15 protein-coding genes, 1 rRNA gene and 1 riboswitch (1 of these 17 only partly in view) are annotated in these 15,041 nt (G+C 45.7%); of the genes, 8 read left to right on the plus strand and 8 right to left on the minus strand.

Features of this window, described 5'->3' with window-relative positions:
* Both P3X63_RS16885 and P3X63_RS16890 read right to left on the minus strand, forming a co-directional pair.
* A 16S ribosomal RNA gene (locus P3X63_RS16885) occupies positions 1 to 757 on the minus strand (it extends 792 nt beyond the left edge of the window).
* A 747-nt stretch (positions 758 to 1,504) separates the two neighbouring features.
* Positions 1,505 to 2,608 carry a GntR family transcriptional regulator gene (locus P3X63_RS16890; RefSeq protein ID WP_026588404.1) on the minus strand — a complete coding sequence of 368 codons (1,104 nt, stop codon included), beginning with the start codon at positions 2,606 to 2,608 and terminating at the stop codon, positions 1,505 to 1,507.
* Between the two features lie 161 nt (positions 2,609 to 2,769).
* A riboswitch (TPP riboswitch) is annotated at positions 2,770 to 2,869 on the plus strand.
* Between the two features lie 109 nt (positions 2,870 to 2,978).
* Between P3X63_RS16890 and thiT the strand changes: the two genes are divergently transcribed.
* A complete protein-coding gene (thiT, locus tag P3X63_RS16895) occupies positions 2,979 to 3,563 on the plus strand; it encodes an energy-coupled thiamine transporter ThiT (RefSeq protein WP_026588405.1) in 585 nt (194 codons plus the stop codon).
* 20 nt (positions 3,564 to 3,583) lie between these two features.
* On the opposite strand, the gene P3X63_RS16900 is transcribed toward thiT, so the two are convergent.
* Positions 3,584 to 4,156: a class D sortase gene (locus tag P3X63_RS16900; protein WP_077735608.1), complete on the minus strand. Its 573-nt coding sequence runs from the start codon at positions 4,154 to 4,156 to the stop codon at positions 3,584 to 3,586.
* A 93-nt stretch (positions 4,157 to 4,249) separates the two neighbouring features.
* Positions 4,250 to 5,248 (minus strand): processed acidic surface protein, encoded by a 999-nt coding sequence (locus P3X63_RS16905; protein WP_026588407.1) that lies wholly within the window; start codon positions 5,246 to 5,248, stop codon positions 4,250 to 4,252.
* Between the two features lie 180 nt (positions 5,249 to 5,428).
* On the opposite strand from P3X63_RS16905, the gene P3X63_RS16910 reads away from it, so the two are divergent.
* The 6 genes from P3X63_RS16910 (at position 5,429) to P3X63_RS16935 (ending at position 9,868) form a co-directional block, all read left to right on the plus strand.
* Complete coding sequence (locus P3X63_RS16910; RefSeq protein WP_026588408.1) at positions 5,429 to 5,617, plus strand: hypothetical protein; 189 nt, start codon at positions 5,429 to 5,431, stop codon at positions 5,615 to 5,617.
* A gap of 136 nt (positions 5,618 to 5,753) precedes the next feature.
* A complete protein-coding gene (locus tag P3X63_RS16915; RefSeq protein WP_077735459.1) occupies positions 5,754 to 6,863 on the plus strand; it encodes a response regulator aspartate phosphatase in 1,110 nt (369 codons plus the stop codon).
* 1 nt (position 6,864) lies between these two features.
* Positions 6,865 to 6,993, plus strand: coding sequence for a hypothetical protein (locus P3X63_RS16920; protein ID WP_256860181.1), 129 nt, complete (start codon positions 6,865 to 6,867; stop codon positions 6,991 to 6,993).
* A gap of 93 nt (positions 6,994 to 7,086) precedes the next feature.
* Positions 7,087 to 7,734, plus strand: coding sequence for a pyroglutamyl-peptidase I (pcp, locus tag P3X63_RS16925; RefSeq protein ID WP_077735460.1), 648 nt, complete (start codon positions 7,087 to 7,089; stop codon positions 7,732 to 7,734).
* Between the two features lie 152 nt (positions 7,735 to 7,886).
* On the plus strand, positions 7,887 to 8,543 hold the full coding sequence (locus P3X63_RS16930) for a potassium channel family protein (protein WP_026588411.1): 657 nt from the start codon (positions 7,887 to 7,889) through the stop codon (positions 8,541 to 8,543).
* Positions 8,544 to 8,545: 2 nt separating this feature from the next.
* On the plus strand, positions 8,546 to 9,868 hold the full coding sequence (locus P3X63_RS16935; protein ID WP_026588412.1) for a TrkH family potassium uptake protein: 1,323 nt from the start codon (positions 8,546 to 8,548) through the stop codon (positions 9,866 to 9,868).
* Between the two features lie 9 nt (positions 9,869 to 9,877).
* On the opposite strand, the gene P3X63_RS16940 is transcribed toward P3X63_RS16935, so the two are convergent.
* A complete protein-coding gene (locus tag P3X63_RS16940) occupies positions 9,878 to 10,789 on the minus strand; it encodes a DMT family transporter (RefSeq protein ID WP_077735609.1) in 912 nt (303 codons plus the stop codon).
* A 117-nt stretch (positions 10,790 to 10,906) separates the two neighbouring features.
* Between P3X63_RS16940 and P3X63_RS16945 the strand changes: the two genes are divergently transcribed.
* Complete coding sequence (locus P3X63_RS16945) at positions 10,907 to 11,395, plus strand: DinB family protein (RefSeq protein ID WP_026588414.1); 489 nt, start codon at positions 10,907 to 10,909, stop codon at positions 11,393 to 11,395.
* Positions 11,396 to 11,507: 112 nt separating this feature from the next.
* Here P3X63_RS16945 and P3X63_RS16950 read toward each other — a convergent pair whose 3' ends face one another.
* From P3X63_RS16950 to betB, 3 genes are all read right to left on the minus strand, one after another.
* Positions 11,508 to 12,092, minus strand: a complete 585-nt coding sequence (locus tag P3X63_RS16950) for an MOSC domain-containing protein (RefSeq protein WP_026588415.1) — start codon at positions 12,090 to 12,092, stop codon at positions 11,508 to 11,510.
* 107 nt (positions 12,093 to 12,199) lie between these two features.
* Entirely contained in the window at positions 12,200 to 13,408 is a 1,209-nt protein-coding gene (locus P3X63_RS16955; RefSeq protein ID WP_026588416.1) for a choline dehydrogenase, read from the minus strand.
* A gap of 17 nt (positions 13,409 to 13,425) precedes the next feature.
* Positions 13,426 to 14,898 carry a betaine-aldehyde dehydrogenase gene (gene betB / locus P3X63_RS16960; protein WP_077735462.1) on the minus strand — a complete coding sequence of 491 codons (1,473 nt, stop codon included), beginning with the start codon at positions 14,896 to 14,898 and terminating at the stop codon, positions 13,426 to 13,428.
* Positions 14,899 to 15,041: the final 143 nt, after the last annotated feature.

Genomic DNA, 15,041 nt, shown 5'->3' on the forward strand with positions numbered 1-15,041 from the left:
GTTACAGACCAGAGAGTCGCCTTCGCCACTGGTGTTCCTCCACATCTCTACGCATTTCACCGCTACACGTGGAATTCCACTCTCCTCTTCTGCACTCAAGTTCCCCAGTTTCCAATGACCCTCCCCGGTTGAGCCGGGGGCTTTCACATCAGACTTAAGAAACCGCCTGCGCGCGCTTTACGCCCAATAATTCCGGACAACGCTTGCCACCTACGTATTACCGCGGCTGCTGGCACGTAGTTAGCCGTGGCTTTCTGGTTAGGTACCGTCAAGGTACCGCCCTGTTCGAACGGTACTTGTTCTTCCCTAACAACAGAGTTTTACGATCCGAAAACCTTCATCACTCACGCGGCGTTGCTCCGTCAGACTTTCGTCCATTGCGGAAGATTCCCTACTGCTGCCTCCCGTAGGAGTCTGGGCCGTGTCTCAGTCCCAGTGTGGCCGATCACCCTCTCAGGTCGGCTACGCATCGTCGCCTTGGTGAGCCGTTACCTCACCAACTAGCTAATGCGCCGCGGGTCCATCTGTAAGTGATAGCCGAAGCCATCTTTTATGATTGAACCATGCGGTTCAATCAAGCATCCGGTATTAGCCCCGGTTTCCCGGAGTTATCCCAGTCTTACAGGCAGGTTACCCACGTGTTACTCACCCGTCCGCCGCTAACCTCAGGGAGCAAGCTCCCATCGGTCCGCTCGACTTGCATGTATTAGGCACGCCGCCAGCGTTCGTCCTGAGCCAGGATCAAACTCTCCATAAATGGAACACAGATGAGTCTGTGTGACCTGCATCGTACAGGCCTGTTTGATAATGACTACGCACACTCGCATGTGCGATTTATAAAAATGAATGAACAGGTACGTTTTGTCTTGTTTAGTTTTCAAAGATCATTTCCGCCTCAAAGAAGCGACTTTATTAATATAACATTCTACCAAAGTGATGTCAACAACTTTTTTAAATCCATTTCAAAACGTTGTTTTTATAAAGCCGTTTTTTAGGCACGGACATTAATATAACATCTATTTATGTTTTGTACAATAGTTTTTTCAAAAAAATAATAATCAAGATGAACGATATTGCACATCGAACGTATATGCACACCTAAAGGATAAACTTTTGCCTTCAATAACCATAGCCAATCAAAGGATAGTATTGCACCGTTTTGTTTCTTCTATTAGATAGGAGATAACTTCCGCTTTATAAGATGAAGCATTTCCGCCCCTTTCTTTAATGAATAAAATGGAGCAAGTTGCCGACCATACTCATAAATGCTTTTCTTCCATTATAGGTTATGTGCTGACAACATAGTTTACCGAAAAAACGTTGACCACTCTTTTCGGCAGCGGTTTCTCTTGTTTCGGGGAGATCTCGGAGCTGTTAAAACCGGAAATCACACCAACACATTTTCATTTATCTTTCCGCTTTAGCTAGCGGTCAGTTGATCCAAAATAAAGACCGCCATTCATTCAGGTGATGGCAGTCCACTTTTTCGATTCCCTTATATTTTTCAGCGCTTTTTTAATTCCGCCGTCGATTGTCTGACAATCAGTTCAGGTTTATAGACAGTGGAATGCTCAAGCTGATCGGCGTTTCGCCCTTCGACTTTAGCGATCATCCACTTGGCCGCATCAATTCCCATCTGCATTTTCGGATGGGTGACTGAAGTCAACTTGACTTCCGAGGCCTGGCTTAAATGCGAATCATCATAGCCGACAATCGAGATGTCCTCAGGTACTTTCAGACCGAGTTCCCTAATCACATCAAGCGCTAAAAGGGCAATTTGATCGTTATAGCAGAAAATGGCCGACGGACGATCTGAAGAAGACAGGCGTTTTCTCACCTCAGAGACGGTCTTTTCTTCCTTGTTTTCTGTCGTATAGGTGACAACCATGTCCGGATAAAAAGACAGGCCGTTTTCTCTGAAAGCGCGGATAAAACCTTTCATTCTGTTGACGCCTTGCATGTCATCCTGTTTAAAAAGGCCGAACACTTTTTCATGGCCGAGCTTGATTAAATGGTCAGTCGCTATAAATCCGCCGTATTCATCGTCTAAAATAAAATGGGGCGGATTCAGCTCCTGATAAAGCTGATTGATCATCAGGTAAGGGATATGATGCTGTTCAAGCGTCAGGTAGTAGTTCAAATTCGGATTGAAGCTTCCGGTTTTCGTCGGTTCAACGATCAATCCGTCAATGTTTTTGTCAAGCATGTTGACAAGGCATTGTTTTTCTTTCTCTATGTCATTATTCGTGCTTGCGACGAGCAGCGTATACCCTTCACTCGACAACGTCGATTCGATCCCCCTGATAATGTAGGGAAAAATGTAGTCAGACAAATAGGTCGTGATGACGCCGATCATTTTATGTCTTTCCCTGCCTTTGTCAGAAGGTCGGAGGCGATGTGAGCAATATGTTCCTGAGCCCTGTTCCCTGTACAGAAGGCCTTCATGAACCAAGTCACCGATAGCCTGCCGAATCGTATGTCTGCTGACATCAAAAATTTTCATTAATTCATTTTCGGAATGAATTTTTTCCCCAGGCTTGACTTTGCCCTCATATATCCATGATTTAATTTGATTTTTGACCATGCTGTATTTTGTATGCTCACTCATCAGATCAACCCTTTACTGCATCTTGTACGTACGAATAAGTCCTATTATAAAGAAAGGAAGACGTGATTGCTACATATTGGAGAAAATAAGCAAATTTTTTTGAATATTTATCTTGTCGTCTGTTTTCTTTTTTAGTATAGTAGAAAATAACTAAATAACATGATGACCACAAGGGGAGCCTTCGGGCTGAGAGTGAACAACCGTTCTGACCCTTTGAACCTGTTAGTTAACGCTGGCGTAGGGATGTGGCAAAGTCATTCTAATTGCATCCAAAGCAGTGCGTGGAAAACTTTCCTACTCCTTCCCCGCATTGCTTTTTTATTGGGAAAGAAGTCCAGTATCCCTTTGTTCATCAAAAGTGAGGGTTACAATGAATCAATCAAAACAACTCGTACAGCTTATTGAAATTGCAATCATGACAGGAATCGCAATGATTTTAGATGCGATTTCCGGGATGTTTTTAAAAATGCCCCAGGGCGGTTCGATTGCCATCATGATGATCCCGATTTTTTTAATCTCTTTTCGGCGAGGACTGAAAGCCGGGCTGATGACCGGATTGCTGGCCGGATTGCTCCAGTTTGTCACAGGGGGGCTTTTTTACGTTCATCCGATCCAATTTCTGCTCGATTATTTTATCGCGCCAACAGCCGCTGGAATCGGCGGTTTATTCGCAGGTCCGATCCGAACTTCGGCCGCGGAAACCGCAAAAGGGAAGCTTGTTGCTTATGTCACGCTTGCGGTCTTTTTTGGAAGCGGACTGAAATTTCTCGCCCACGTCATCAGCGGTGCGGTCTTTTTCGCAAATTATGCGCCGAAAGGGACTCCGGTTTGGATTTATACCTTAACGTATAATGGCACATATATGGTTCCGTCATTTGTCATTTGCACAATCGTGCTCTGTCTGCTGCTGCTGACGGCTCCGAGGCTTCTGAGGACGGGCGATGATATGAGATAAAAAAACAGCGGACACCTGGTTTAGGTGCCGCTGTTTTTCCGTTCCAGCAAATCAGCTACCAGAACATAACGCTCTGGCGCAGAACCGATAAAATCAAACGGGTAGCAGGTGGAAACAGTCAGCGTCGCTCTCGGTTTGGGGACGATCACCGTCCGATCATCCGCATCAACGATTCGAACCTTTTTCACTTGATAGGTAAAGGTTCCGTAGACGGCTTTTATCATTAAGCGGTCCCCTTTCCCCACTTCCCCGAGCCTTCTGAAGATCGTATCGCGATGGCCCGACAGAACGGAATTATCATCTTCACCAGGCAGCACTGATCCGGCAAAATGGCCGACTCCCTTTTGAAGTTCATCCTCGTCAGTTCCATGATAAATCGGAAGCACGGCATTGATTTTCGGGATCACAAGATCACCGATTTTTTCACCGTTTGCAAACGACTGCTCAATCACGGTTTTTTCTTTTTTTTCGGCTGGAACGGGCTTTGTTTCTGGGACTTTCTCTTTTTTCATCTCCTGAAATGAAAACAGGGTATAGCCATGAAGCAGCTTAAATCCATTTGACGTCGTTAAATAGAGCCCTGCCGCTATCATCATGATGGATAACACCAATAACATTCTTTTTTTCCGGGATCTTCTGATCTTGACTCACTCCCCATAAAAAAGCGCCCATTCGCTTGCGTTTCTTTAAGCTGCCTTCCGAAGCCTTCTGACCATGAAAAATCCGCCAGCCATCAAAACGAATCCAAGCATGGACCATTCCGCATAATGCCCTGCAGTTTTTGGAAGCTTTGCCCCTGTAACCGTCTTTTTCACATGAGATTTCTTTGCATCATGCTTAACAGCGGTTTGCGTTTGCTTCACTTTTGAACCTGTATCATGAATGAGATCCGAGCCGATCATTTCAGGTGTAAGCAACACATCCAAAATGAAATTTCCTTTCAGATCGTAGACTTCCACAAGAAGGCTCGCTCCCTTCAGCTCATCTGCGCTGACAAGGGTTGTCAAAGTCACCGCTTTTTTCTTGCCGTCCTTGACAAGGTAATATTTCGTTTTCACTTCAAGCGTCTTTTGAAGATCATTCAATACAGAAATCATTTCCGCGATGTCTTGGCCTGACAGTTCTGATACCGACTCAAAATCAGCTACCGCTTCAAGCCGTTCCCCCAGCGCCAACAGATCGTTTTCAAAATTGGGATTTTTGTCCCGCACATTGCGAAGATGATTGACAAGCCTCTCCCATTCAGAATCGTCAACGCCTAATTCCTGAAAGATGTTGCCGATTTCCACATCATCACCTTCTTCATATGTCACTGAAAAAAGGGCGTCATCCAATTCATATTCAAACAGAAACACGTCAAGGATGTTTTGTCCGCTTTCCATATAGCCGTTTTCCGCGAAAAGCCCGGCGGCTTCTTGTTCAGTTAACCCATATTCTTTTAAATATGAAGCGAGAAGTTCTTTCGTCAGTCTTTCCCCCAAAAAATCTCTTAATTCTTCCGTTGAATCAAAATCTTTCAGACTTTCATCATACGTATTTTGTAAGTAGGCTTCCAATTCTTTTTCTGTCATTCCTACCTCTTCAAGGTACTCTTTAAGCTCCGCCTGTTTCGGTGCAGCAAAAACCCCAGCTCCAGGCATGAATAACAATACGCAGATTACAAGCGGCATCAGCCTTTTTTTCATTGAATTGTCCCCCCTAAATCTATCTTTTCTCTTTGATTATAATGGAATATTTTTAAAAAACATGTATTGTAATAAAAATTGTTTTCATCTATAATATTCCGTCCATTTTGCAGCTTAAAAAAGTCATAAACCTTGCTTCTATTGAATGTAATATAGTATAGCGAATAGGGAGGTATTAAAATGAATCCTTACTATATGATGCTTATATGTTATGTGCTATCCATCATCCATTTTTTAATAGGCTACCGGGAAGCCTTGAAAATTAGCGGAGCCGACGGATTGGTGAATGGAACGGCAATGATCTCCTGTATTCCGCTCGGTGTCGTTTTTGCTTTTTTCTCTCACTTCTTTTGGAAAATGACCATATAGACCGAAAATTGTCCTTTATCAGCTTGCCGACAGGGGCAAACTCGGATTTCAGCGATATTCACAGACGGCGGCAGTTTATGCTATGATTAATAGAACTTCAATTTACAAAAAATTCACAAAGATTGGAGGGAAGAACATGGCTAAAACCGTGGCTTCTCAGGAAGTCGCCAACATGCTGAACGATTGGTACATACTGATGAAGAAACGAGACATTTCACGCTCGATCGAAATGAAAGATGACATAGATAAAGCCATTGAAGAAATGGAACAAGATCAGGATGTCCTCCTCTATTATCAAATGTTGGATTTTCGCTTAAGGCTCCTTCTTGAGGATATCTCCCAATCATCCACCGAAAAATTAGAAGCCATCAGCTTTCATGATAAAGACCCAAAAAGCACCGATGACAAGTTGAACTATTATTTTTATCTTTTCAAGGGAATCTATGAAGACTACAAGCAAAATCATACGGAAGCGCTCAATTTTTTCAGAATAGCGGAAAAAAGGCTTGGAGCGATTCAAAATGAAATAGAAAAAGCCGAATTTCATTATAAAATCGGCGTGCTGTACTACAATTTAAAGGCGACATGGCTGTCGATCCACCATATTCATATCGCCTCGGGAATCTTTCAAGGATACGACGGGTACGCCAAAAGGGTCATCAATTGCAAAATGCTGATGGGGCTTAACTATATTGATCAGTTTAAATTTTCAGAAAGTGAAGATTTATTAAAAGAAGCGATCGCAAAAACCGAAAAAATCGGCGACCGGTATTTGTTGCCTTACGCCTATTACAATATGGGCTTTTTAAAAAGCAAAGAAGAGAAACATGAAGAAGCGCTGGCGTTTTATTCGAAAGCTTTCGCCGTCAAGGATTTTGAAAAAGCAAATTATGCTTATATTCTGTGCGTTTATGAAAACACCAGATCTCTCCTGAAAACCAAAGCATATGATCAAGCTTTTAAATGGATCGATATAGGCTTTAAAAAATCCCGGGAAATGGACAGCGAAATCCTTGAATTAAAATTCAATATTTTAAATACATTATATTCAGATATCGAGAATAAAATGGAAATTATCAAGGACTTTGTTCATCAATTAGAAAATAAAAAAGCTTGGGTAGATCTGGAGGAATTATTGATGGATGTGGCGAATTATTACCGGGAACAGAAATTATATAAGGAAGCGATTTACTTTTATATTAAAACAGATAAGGCGAGCAAACTCGCCGGAAGAGGAGGAGATTAATATGAAAAAGTTTTTACTGGCATTATGCTTGTTGGGAGCTGTTTTCAGTTTTTCATTAGCAGATGATGCATCCCAAGCCGCCTCCCAAAGCGATCAGATGATTCTGGCTTCCCGAGGTGCAAGCGGCTGATCATAACGAAACAATACCCATTCGGCATTTTGCCCGGATGGGTATTTTGCCGTAGCCATGTCTTAAAACACATATTTTAGAGGAGCGATTCGTATGAAAAAGAAAGTTCTTCTAACAGGATTTGACCCTTTTGGGGGTGAGCCTGTCAACCCGTCCTGGGAAGCTGTTAAACGGCTGGACGGCGATCGCACCGATGACACGGTCATTGCCGTCGAGCAGATCCCGACCGTCTTTCACCAGTCGGCGGACGTTTTGGAAAAAGCGATCGCAAAACATGCACCTGATGCGGTCATTTGTGTGGGACAAGCCGGTGGAAGACTTCATATCACACCGGAACGTGTCGCGATTAATATCGATGATGCGAGAATTCCCGATAATAGGGGACAGGAGCCGATTGATGAATACATTTCACCCGAAGGTCCTGCCGCTTACTTGTCCTCGCTCCCGATTAAGCGAATCGTTAAAAGCTTGCGGGAAAACGGGATTCCCGCATCTGTCTCCAATTCGGCCGGCACCTTCGTATGCAATCATTTATTTTACCGGCTGATGCGCTACATTGACCGCACTTCCTCCAATATGCGCGGAGGCTTCATCCACATTCCGTACCTGCCTGAACAAACGGTCGATAAAAAAGAGCCCAGCCTCAGTCTGGAAACGATCATCAAAGGATTGCGAATTGCCGCATCCGTCACTGCCAATCACAAAACAGACATCCGCGAAACCGGCGGCTCGCTCAGCTGACTTTCCGCTTGATAAAGCGAGCCCGCTCCCCAAGACCGTCTCCGCAAATCGTTCATCTCACTTTTGCTCTTTTCCCAAAGATGTAAACCGAGGCGTGTTTTTCGGAAAAAAACGTAAACACTAAAAGAAAAACAGCCAAAAGGGTGAGCAGGATGCAGAAATCTTATGCCGTTTTCGGGCTCGGCCAGTTCGGCGGCAGCCTTGTCAAGGCGTTCCACGAAAAAGGAACCGAGGTCATAGGCATCGATAAATCAGAGGAAAAAGTAAACGAATATTCGGCCTATGCCACCTACACTGTTTGCGCCAATGCTGTCGATGAGAACACATTAAAACAAATCGGCATTCGCAATATTGACCATGCGTTTGTTTCATTTGGAGACGACATTGAGGCCAGTATCTTAACCTCGCTTTTGCTGATCGAAATGGGTGTTCCCCAGGTATGGTCAAAAGCGCAGAATGATTATCATCAAAAGGTCCTTCGCAAAATCGGCGTCAACCGAATCATTCATCCTGAAAAAGACATGGCAAGAAGAATAGCAAACCATATTACGTCTGAAAAAATGATCGATTTCGTCGAGCTTTCGTCAAACTACAGCATTGTCGAAATTGTCGCAACGAAGAAACTGGATGGAAGAAGTCTGGGCGATATTGATGTCCGTGCAAATTTCGGCTGCAATATCGTGGGGATCAAAAGGGACGGTCATTTTATCATTGCTCCCAGCGCCGAAGATATCATTTATGAAAACGATGTTTTAATTGTGATTGGCCAAAATAAAGATATTGAAGCCTTTGAAAAAAAGGGTGATTAAACATGAAATTCAAACAGATTCAGTTAAGCCCGTCGCAATTGCTTGTCCTGGTTTTTTTATTTTTTATCCTGTTGGGCACCCTTTTGTTAAAGCTTCCGATTGCAACACCGGAACGCGTGAATTGGATTGACACGCTGTTTACCGCGACATCGGCCATGACCGTAACCGGGCTGGTCGTCGTTGATACCGCAGCGGATTACACGGCGTTCGGCCAGGCGGTGATTCTTATTTTGATTCAGCTCGGCGGACTCGGGATTATGTCTTTTGCGGTTCTTATATTTATTATGCTGGGAAAAAAAATCGGTCTTAAAGAACGGCTGCTGATACAGCAATCTCTTAATCAGACTTCTTTGGGCGGCATCATTCAATTAATCCGGAGTTTATTTATTTTTTCTTTTACAATTGAAATGACGGCGATGATCATACTGGCATTGAAGTGGGTTCCTGAATACGGCTGGAAAAACGGGGTCTACTACAGCCTTTTTCACTCGGTATCGGCCTTTAACAACGCCGGTTTTTCCGTGTGGCCTGACAGCTTGATGCGCTATGAAGGCGATCCGCTTATCAACCTTGTCATCACTTCGCTGTTTATCATCGGAGGAATCGGCTTTACCGTGTTGTCGGATTTGTGGCATAAGCGAAATTTTAAACATTTAAGCCTGCATTCAAAATTGATGATCTACGGGACATTTGCGATGAATGTTTACGCCTTGATCATGGTCTTCCTGCTTGAAAGCCGGAACCCCAAAACACTGGGGCCGCTGCCGTTCGGCGAAAAACTGTTAGGCGCCTATTTTCAAGGCGTTACACCAAGAACGGCCGGTTTTAACACGGTTGACATCGGAAGCTTGCACGAAGCCACGATCACACTGCTCTTGCTGCTAATGTTTGTCGGGGCGGGAAGCGCTTCAACCGGAGGAGGAATCAAGCTGACAACATTTATCGTCATCCTTCTCTCAGTCGGTTCCTTTCTGAAAGGAAAAAAACATATATCCGTCGCCCGAAGAACATTGAAAGACAAAATGATCGTTCGTTCTCTCGCCATCTCGACCATCAGTGTGCTGTTGATTTTGGCTGCCGTTTTTATTTTAAATATCACAGAGCCCACCCCTTTTTTGAACATATTGTTTGAGGTGGTTTCCGCTTTTGGCACGGTGGGGCTGTCGATGGGCATTACAGCGGACCTGTCGCCCATCGGGAAGGTGATCATCATCTTTATCATGTTCCTTGGGAAGCTCGGACCGCTGACATTGGCGTTTTCACTGGCAAGGCCCGAACAGGAAAACAACATCCGCTACTCAAGCGAAGACATTCTGACCGGATAAAAGCCCGCTTCAAATCATTCTTTTCGCCCTGTTGTTTCGCACATCAATTCTTCCGGGATTACGCTGCGACGCCATGAACAGTAGAATGCCGGCAAAAATGACCGCGCCGCCGACAAGCTGTGTGGTCATGACGGACTCATGCAAAATCCAATAGGCCAGAACAATCGCGCCTGCCGGTTCAAAAAGAATTGCCACAGAGATCATGTTGGTGCTCAGCCACTTTAATACCCAGTTGAACAACGAGTGTCCGAGGAGAGTCGGAATGACGGCAAGCAGAACGAAATAGCCCCAGTCCGCAGGCGGGTAGGAGAAAAAAGCCGCGCCATCAAACAGGCAGTAAACGAGTAGAACAACGGCGCTGATTCCGTAGACGATGAACGTATAAACAGACAGGCTGTGTCGTTTTCTGACGTGCTGCCCGAACAGCAGGTAGGCCGTCACCCATGCGCAGGCGATCAAGGCGAGAATATCGCCATACAACGCCTGCCCGCTCACCTTAAAGTCCCCCCAGCTGATATATGCACTTCCGCCGATAGCCAGAAGCGCGCTGACAACTCCAGCCGCTGAAACCTTTTCTTTAAATAAAACATAAGTCCCCAGAAAGGAAAAGATGGGCTGAAGCGTAACAAGCACGACTGAGCTTGCCACTGTCGTGTATTCAAGTGACTGAAACCATAAAATGAAATGAAACGCTAAAAAAAATCCGGCCGCCCCGGAAAATAGCCAGTCCTTTCTGGAAAAACGCAAAACCTCTTTTCGTTTTCCCCAAAAGAAAGGAAAGATCAGCAAAGTTGAAAAAAACAGCCGGTAAAATGCGATGATGCCAGGTTCGGCTGTTGACAATCTGACGAAAACGGCTGAGGAGGATACGGCCAAAACGCCGACCACCAATGCCGCATACGGATACAGATTCGATTTCAAAAAAGCCCCTTCTCTCATTCATTTTTCTTAAGCATATCTGAATATGATATAAAAATCGAGCGCTTATTTATTTTACCAGCGTTCATTATGGTAAAGTTAACACAGGGGGGATTCACGATGAGCATTTTTAATGAAGCGAGAAAAGAACTTTGGAGCGAACTTCAAGGCCTGTCAGATGAGGATTTGAATAAAAGGCCGGCAGAGGAAGAATGGAGCGTTCAAGAAGTGCTGGATCATTTGAAAAAGATCGATTTGATGGCCGCTCATTTGTTCAAAGAAAAAATTCAGCATGCACCGATCAAAACAATAGAAGAAAAGCCCGTCAAGATCGCGGAGGAGCGAAGCCCTAAACGAAAAGCGCCTCAACATGTCGAGCCTGAAAGAAAAAACACAGATTTGTTAACGATCAAGGCTGAGCTGGACAATGTCAGAACACAGCTGACCTCCGTCATCGCCGCCTTTCAGGAAGAAGATTTTCAGCGGGTATTGCCTCATCCGGTCTTTAAAGAACTGACGGTCAGGCAATGGATCGATTTTATCGGTCATCATGAAAAACGGCATATTCAGCAAATCCAGGAAATCAAACAGAAATTGGGGCGTGATTGAAACCTCTCCGCTGTCTAAGGAGGCCTTGGCATCGGAACGATTTTCACAGCTGCTGACAAGGGAATCGCCGAAATGCTCCAGGAGACCCTTTTTCAAGGGTCTCCTGCTTCGGCTATGCAAATGACCTGGCGTCACCCTTTACCGCATTAGGCGAATAGGACCATACTTCCGCATGATCACCTTGAAAAATAAGGCCCGGGCGTTCGACAACGCAGACGATTCCTCTTCTGCCCATCGCATGACGCACAAATCGGGAAGCAAGCTTCGGCTTGTCCGGAAACTGTTGCTGAATGACTTCCCCGGGCTGAATGCACGGTTCGTTTTCACCTTCGCATAAAAGTGCGGCCCCGCTCGGAAAGATCAATCGGCTTCCCTCTCTCAAGGATGTCAAATGAGGCAGGCCGCTCAAAGCGATATTGGCTCCGAGCCATTCGGGCAAAACGGCGGGAACGCCGAGCTTTTCAGCCATCACCAGACATTCCTCGACTGAGACGATCGAAATCTGCCTTCTGTTAAAAATCTCCGTCCCCTTTTGATACATCGGCTCCCGCGCCCCCGCCTTCTTTGTCAAACCGAAATGAAGGTCGCCGGGAATTCCCCCGTAATCAAGCGAAATCTTTTCTTTTTTGTCTGTCACAAAGGACGGAGTTTCCGCTATGTAAACGTTCTCGGCTACGGCGGTCCATTTTTTCCACATTCGATCCATCCCCTTTATTTGAATATGTGATTTATTTTACATTGCCTGTCTATTTTTCTCAAATTGAAAAAACCCGCTGTGTGAGTTCACAGCGGGCCGCATGTTTTTTATACCGTTTTCGGTGTTAAATCAAAGCAGCGTTTGTAAATCCAATTGTATGCTTTTTCGTTCAGATCCCTTGGATTTCCGACCGTTTGCGGATCTTTCATTGCTTCTTTTGAAAGGCGGTCGATCATCTCAGGTGATACACCTTGTTCCTCAAGGCTAGGAATCTCTAAATCTTCTACAAGCTGATACATCCAATTGACTGAAGCTTTCGCCGCTTCGACCGTTGACATACCGCTTGTATCGATGCCGAATGCTTTGGCGATGCGCGCAAATTTTTCAGGGTAGCCCTTCCAGTTGTATTCCATAACAGGTCCCATCATAGCTGCCACACATTGGCCGTGTGCGACCGGAATGATTCCGCCGAGTGTCTGGCTCATTGCGTGGGCCGCACCCGCTGATTCGCTTCCATATGAAAGACCTGCAAGCATTGCAGCTTGAGCCATTCCGTATCTCGCTTCAAGGTCTTCCCCGTCAGCAAACGCTCTGCGGATGTAATGCGCACCGTATTCAATCGCCAATAACGCTACAGCGTCAGTGATCGGCTGTGCAAATTTCATCGTGTAGCACTCGATCGCATGAGCCAATGCGTCAATACCTGTCATCGCTGTAACATGCGGTGGCATGGATACATGCAATTCAGGGTCGATGACTGTCAAGTGTGCCGCGATCAGCGGTCCGCCTGTATTAAATTTAAATTCGCGCTCTTCATCTGTGATGACCGCCCATTGTGTAACCTCTGAGCCGGTTCCGGCTGTCGTCGGAATGGTCGTGAGCGGAGGGATCCGGTTTTCAAGCGGTTTTTTTCCTTCTGCGGCTTCATAATCAAGGACTGAGCCTTCATGAGTCGCTTCAACACCGATCGCTTTCGCCGTATCCATTGAGCTTCCGCCGCCGACTGCGACAAGGCCGTTGCAGTTTTCTTCTGCATAAAGCTTTGATCCTTCAGCTACAAGGCGTACAGGAGGGTTTGGCTCTACTTTATTAAAGACGACAACTTCAACGCCGGCTTCCTGCAGAGATTCAACGACTGGGTTTGTCACGCCTGCATTGTAAATGCCAGGGTCTGTCACGAGAAGCGCTTTTGTGACGCCAAACTTTTTCACTTCTTCCCCCACATGCTTAACAGCGCCGATGCCGTGCTTAATGACAGTCGGAATTTCAAACGTGTGGAATTTGTTCATTGCTTCTACTTTCATATTTAAAGTCATCAATAATCTCCTCCTTTTTATGCTTTAAACCAATTGACGGCTGCCGGTTTTGTATTGCGGTACACATGCTTGACTTCCGTGTATTCTTCAAGACCCATACGGCCAAGCTCGCGGCCGATGCCTGACTGCTTGTATCCGCCCCAAGGCGCCTGAGCGAAGTAAGGGTGGAAGTCATTGATCCAGACCGTACCCATCCGCAGCTTGGATGCGACGCGTTCCGCTTTTTCGATATCCTGTGTCCAAACGGCGCCGGCAAGGCCGTAAATCGTGTCGTTTGCAAGGGCTGCGGCTTCTTCCTCTGTCGCGAATGCTTCGACTGTTAATACAGGTCCGAACACTTCCTCCTGTACGATTCTCATGTCAGACTTGCAGCCTGAGAAAATCGTCGGCAGGTAGAAGAAACCGTTTTCGAGCTCCGGATCTTCCGGGCGCTTACCGCCAGTTTCAAGTTTTGCACCTTCTTCGAGGCCGATTTCGACATATTTTTCGACTTTGCTGCGGTGCTCAGCGGAAATGAGCGGACCGCTTTGTGTTTCCTCATGGAATCCGTTGCCAAGCTTGATTTTTTTCGCGCGTTTTACAAGCTCTGCCACGAATTCGTCATGGATCGATTCTTCGACAAGCAGACGGGCGCCCGCAGAACAAACCTGTCCGGCGTGGAAAAACACCGCATTCAGCGCCTGGTCAACCGCTACATCAAAATCGGCGTCTTTAAACACAATATTTGGATTTTTCCCGCCAAGCTCAAGCGCGATTTTCTTAACATTCGTGCTTGCCGCCTGCATGATTTTCTTCCCTGTTTCAATTCCGCCGGTAAAAGAAATCAGATCGACGTCTGTATTTCTGGCGAGCTCATCACCCACAGTGGCTCCAGGCCCGAGCACAAGATTGGCAACACCTTTCGGCACGCCCGCTTCTTCCATCAGCTTGAAGATTTTGATCGTTGTCAGCGGCGTGATTTCGCTTGGCTTCACAACGATTGTGTTGCCGGCCGCAAGAGCCGGAGCAATCTTCCAGCTTGCTTGCAGGAGCGGATAGTTCCACGGTGTAATTTGCCCGCAGACTCCGACAGGCTCTCTGACGATTTCGCTTTTTGAATCCGGTATCGGTGAAGAGATCACCTCTCCCCCGTCTTTATCAGCAAGCCCTGCATAATATTGAAAAACGTTTGCAATATCATCCATATCGGCTCTGCTTTCTTCTAATGTTTTACCTGTATCAAGCGATTCCAGCTCTGCCAGTTCTTCATGATCGCGTCTGATCAGTTCCGCGATCTTTAACACGATATTGCCGCGTTCCAGACCTGGTGTATTCGCCCACTCGCCGTCGTCAAAAGCGCGGCGTGCAGCGGCAATCGCTTTCACAGCGTCCTCTCTGTCTCCCTCACTGACGGTTTCAATATGTTCTTGATTGTAAGGATTGATAATGTTGCGTGTTTCGCCTTTTTCGGCGCTCACCCATTTTCCGTCAATGAAAAGTGTTTGACTCATAAAAGCAACCTCCTCATCACGCAAAGTTTGTTAAATAAAAATTTAACGTTTTGAACACTTTGAATTTATCATGCGGATTTTTTTGTGTCAAAGAAAATTCTGCCGATTATTTTTTTTGAATTTTATATGAACGCACTCCTCAC

Source organism: Bacillus sp. HSf4 (genome assembly GCF_029537375.1).
GTDB classification, from domain to species: Bacteria; Bacillota; Bacilli; order Bacillales; family Bacillaceae; genus Bacillus; species Bacillus sonorensis_A.

Excerpts from the sequence above, each read along its gene's own strand:
- P3X63_RS16910 (WP_026588408.1), top strand. The coding sequence starts at position 5,429 with ATGAATCCTTACTATATGATGCTTATATGTTATGTGCTATCCATCATC.
- P3X63_RS16945 (WP_026588414.1), top strand. The coding sequence starts at position 10,907 with ATGAGCATTTTTAATGAAGCGAGAAAAGAACTTTGGAGCGAACTTCAA.
- pcp (WP_077735460.1), top strand. The coding sequence starts at position 7,087 with ATGAAAAAGAAAGTTCTTCTAACAGGATTTGACCCTTTTGGGGGTGAG.
- P3X63_RS16950 (WP_026588415.1), bottom strand. The coding sequence starts at position 12,092 with ATGTGGAAAAAATGGACCGCCGTAGCCGAGAACGTTTACATAGCGGAA.
- P3X63_RS16920 (WP_256860181.1), top strand. The coding sequence starts at position 6,865 with ATGAAAAAGTTTTTACTGGCATTATGCTTGTTGGGAGCTGTTTTCAGT.
- P3X63_RS16905 (WP_026588407.1), bottom strand. The coding sequence starts at position 5,248 with ATGAAAAAAAGGCTGATGCCGCTTGTAATCTGCGTATTGTTATTCATG.
- P3X63_RS16890 (WP_026588404.1), bottom strand. The coding sequence starts at position 2,608 with ATGAGTGAGCATACAAAATACAGCATGGTCAAAAATCAAATTAAATCA.
- P3X63_RS16915 (WP_077735459.1), top strand. The coding sequence starts at position 5,754 with ATGGCTAAAACCGTGGCTTCTCAGGAAGTCGCCAACATGCTGAACGAT.
- P3X63_RS16935 (WP_026588412.1), top strand. The coding sequence starts at position 8,546 with ATGAAATTCAAACAGATTCAGTTAAGCCCGTCGCAATTGCTTGTCCTG.
- thiT (WP_026588405.1), top strand. The coding sequence starts at position 2,979 with ATGAATCAATCAAAACAACTCGTACAGCTTATTGAAATTGCAATCATG.
- P3X63_RS16900 (WP_077735608.1), bottom strand. The coding sequence starts at position 4,156 with ATGATAGCGGCAGGGCTCTATTTAACGACGTCAAATGGATTTAAGCTG.
- P3X63_RS16955 (WP_026588416.1), bottom strand. The coding sequence starts at position 13,408 with ATGACTTTAAATATGAAAGTAGAAGCAATGAACAAATTCCACACGTTT.
- betB (WP_077735462.1), bottom strand. The coding sequence starts at position 14,898 with ATGAGTCAAACACTTTTCATTGACGGAAAATGGGTGAGCGCCGAAAAA.
- P3X63_RS16930 (WP_026588411.1), top strand. The coding sequence starts at position 7,887 with ATGCAGAAATCTTATGCCGTTTTCGGGCTCGGCCAGTTCGGCGGCAGC.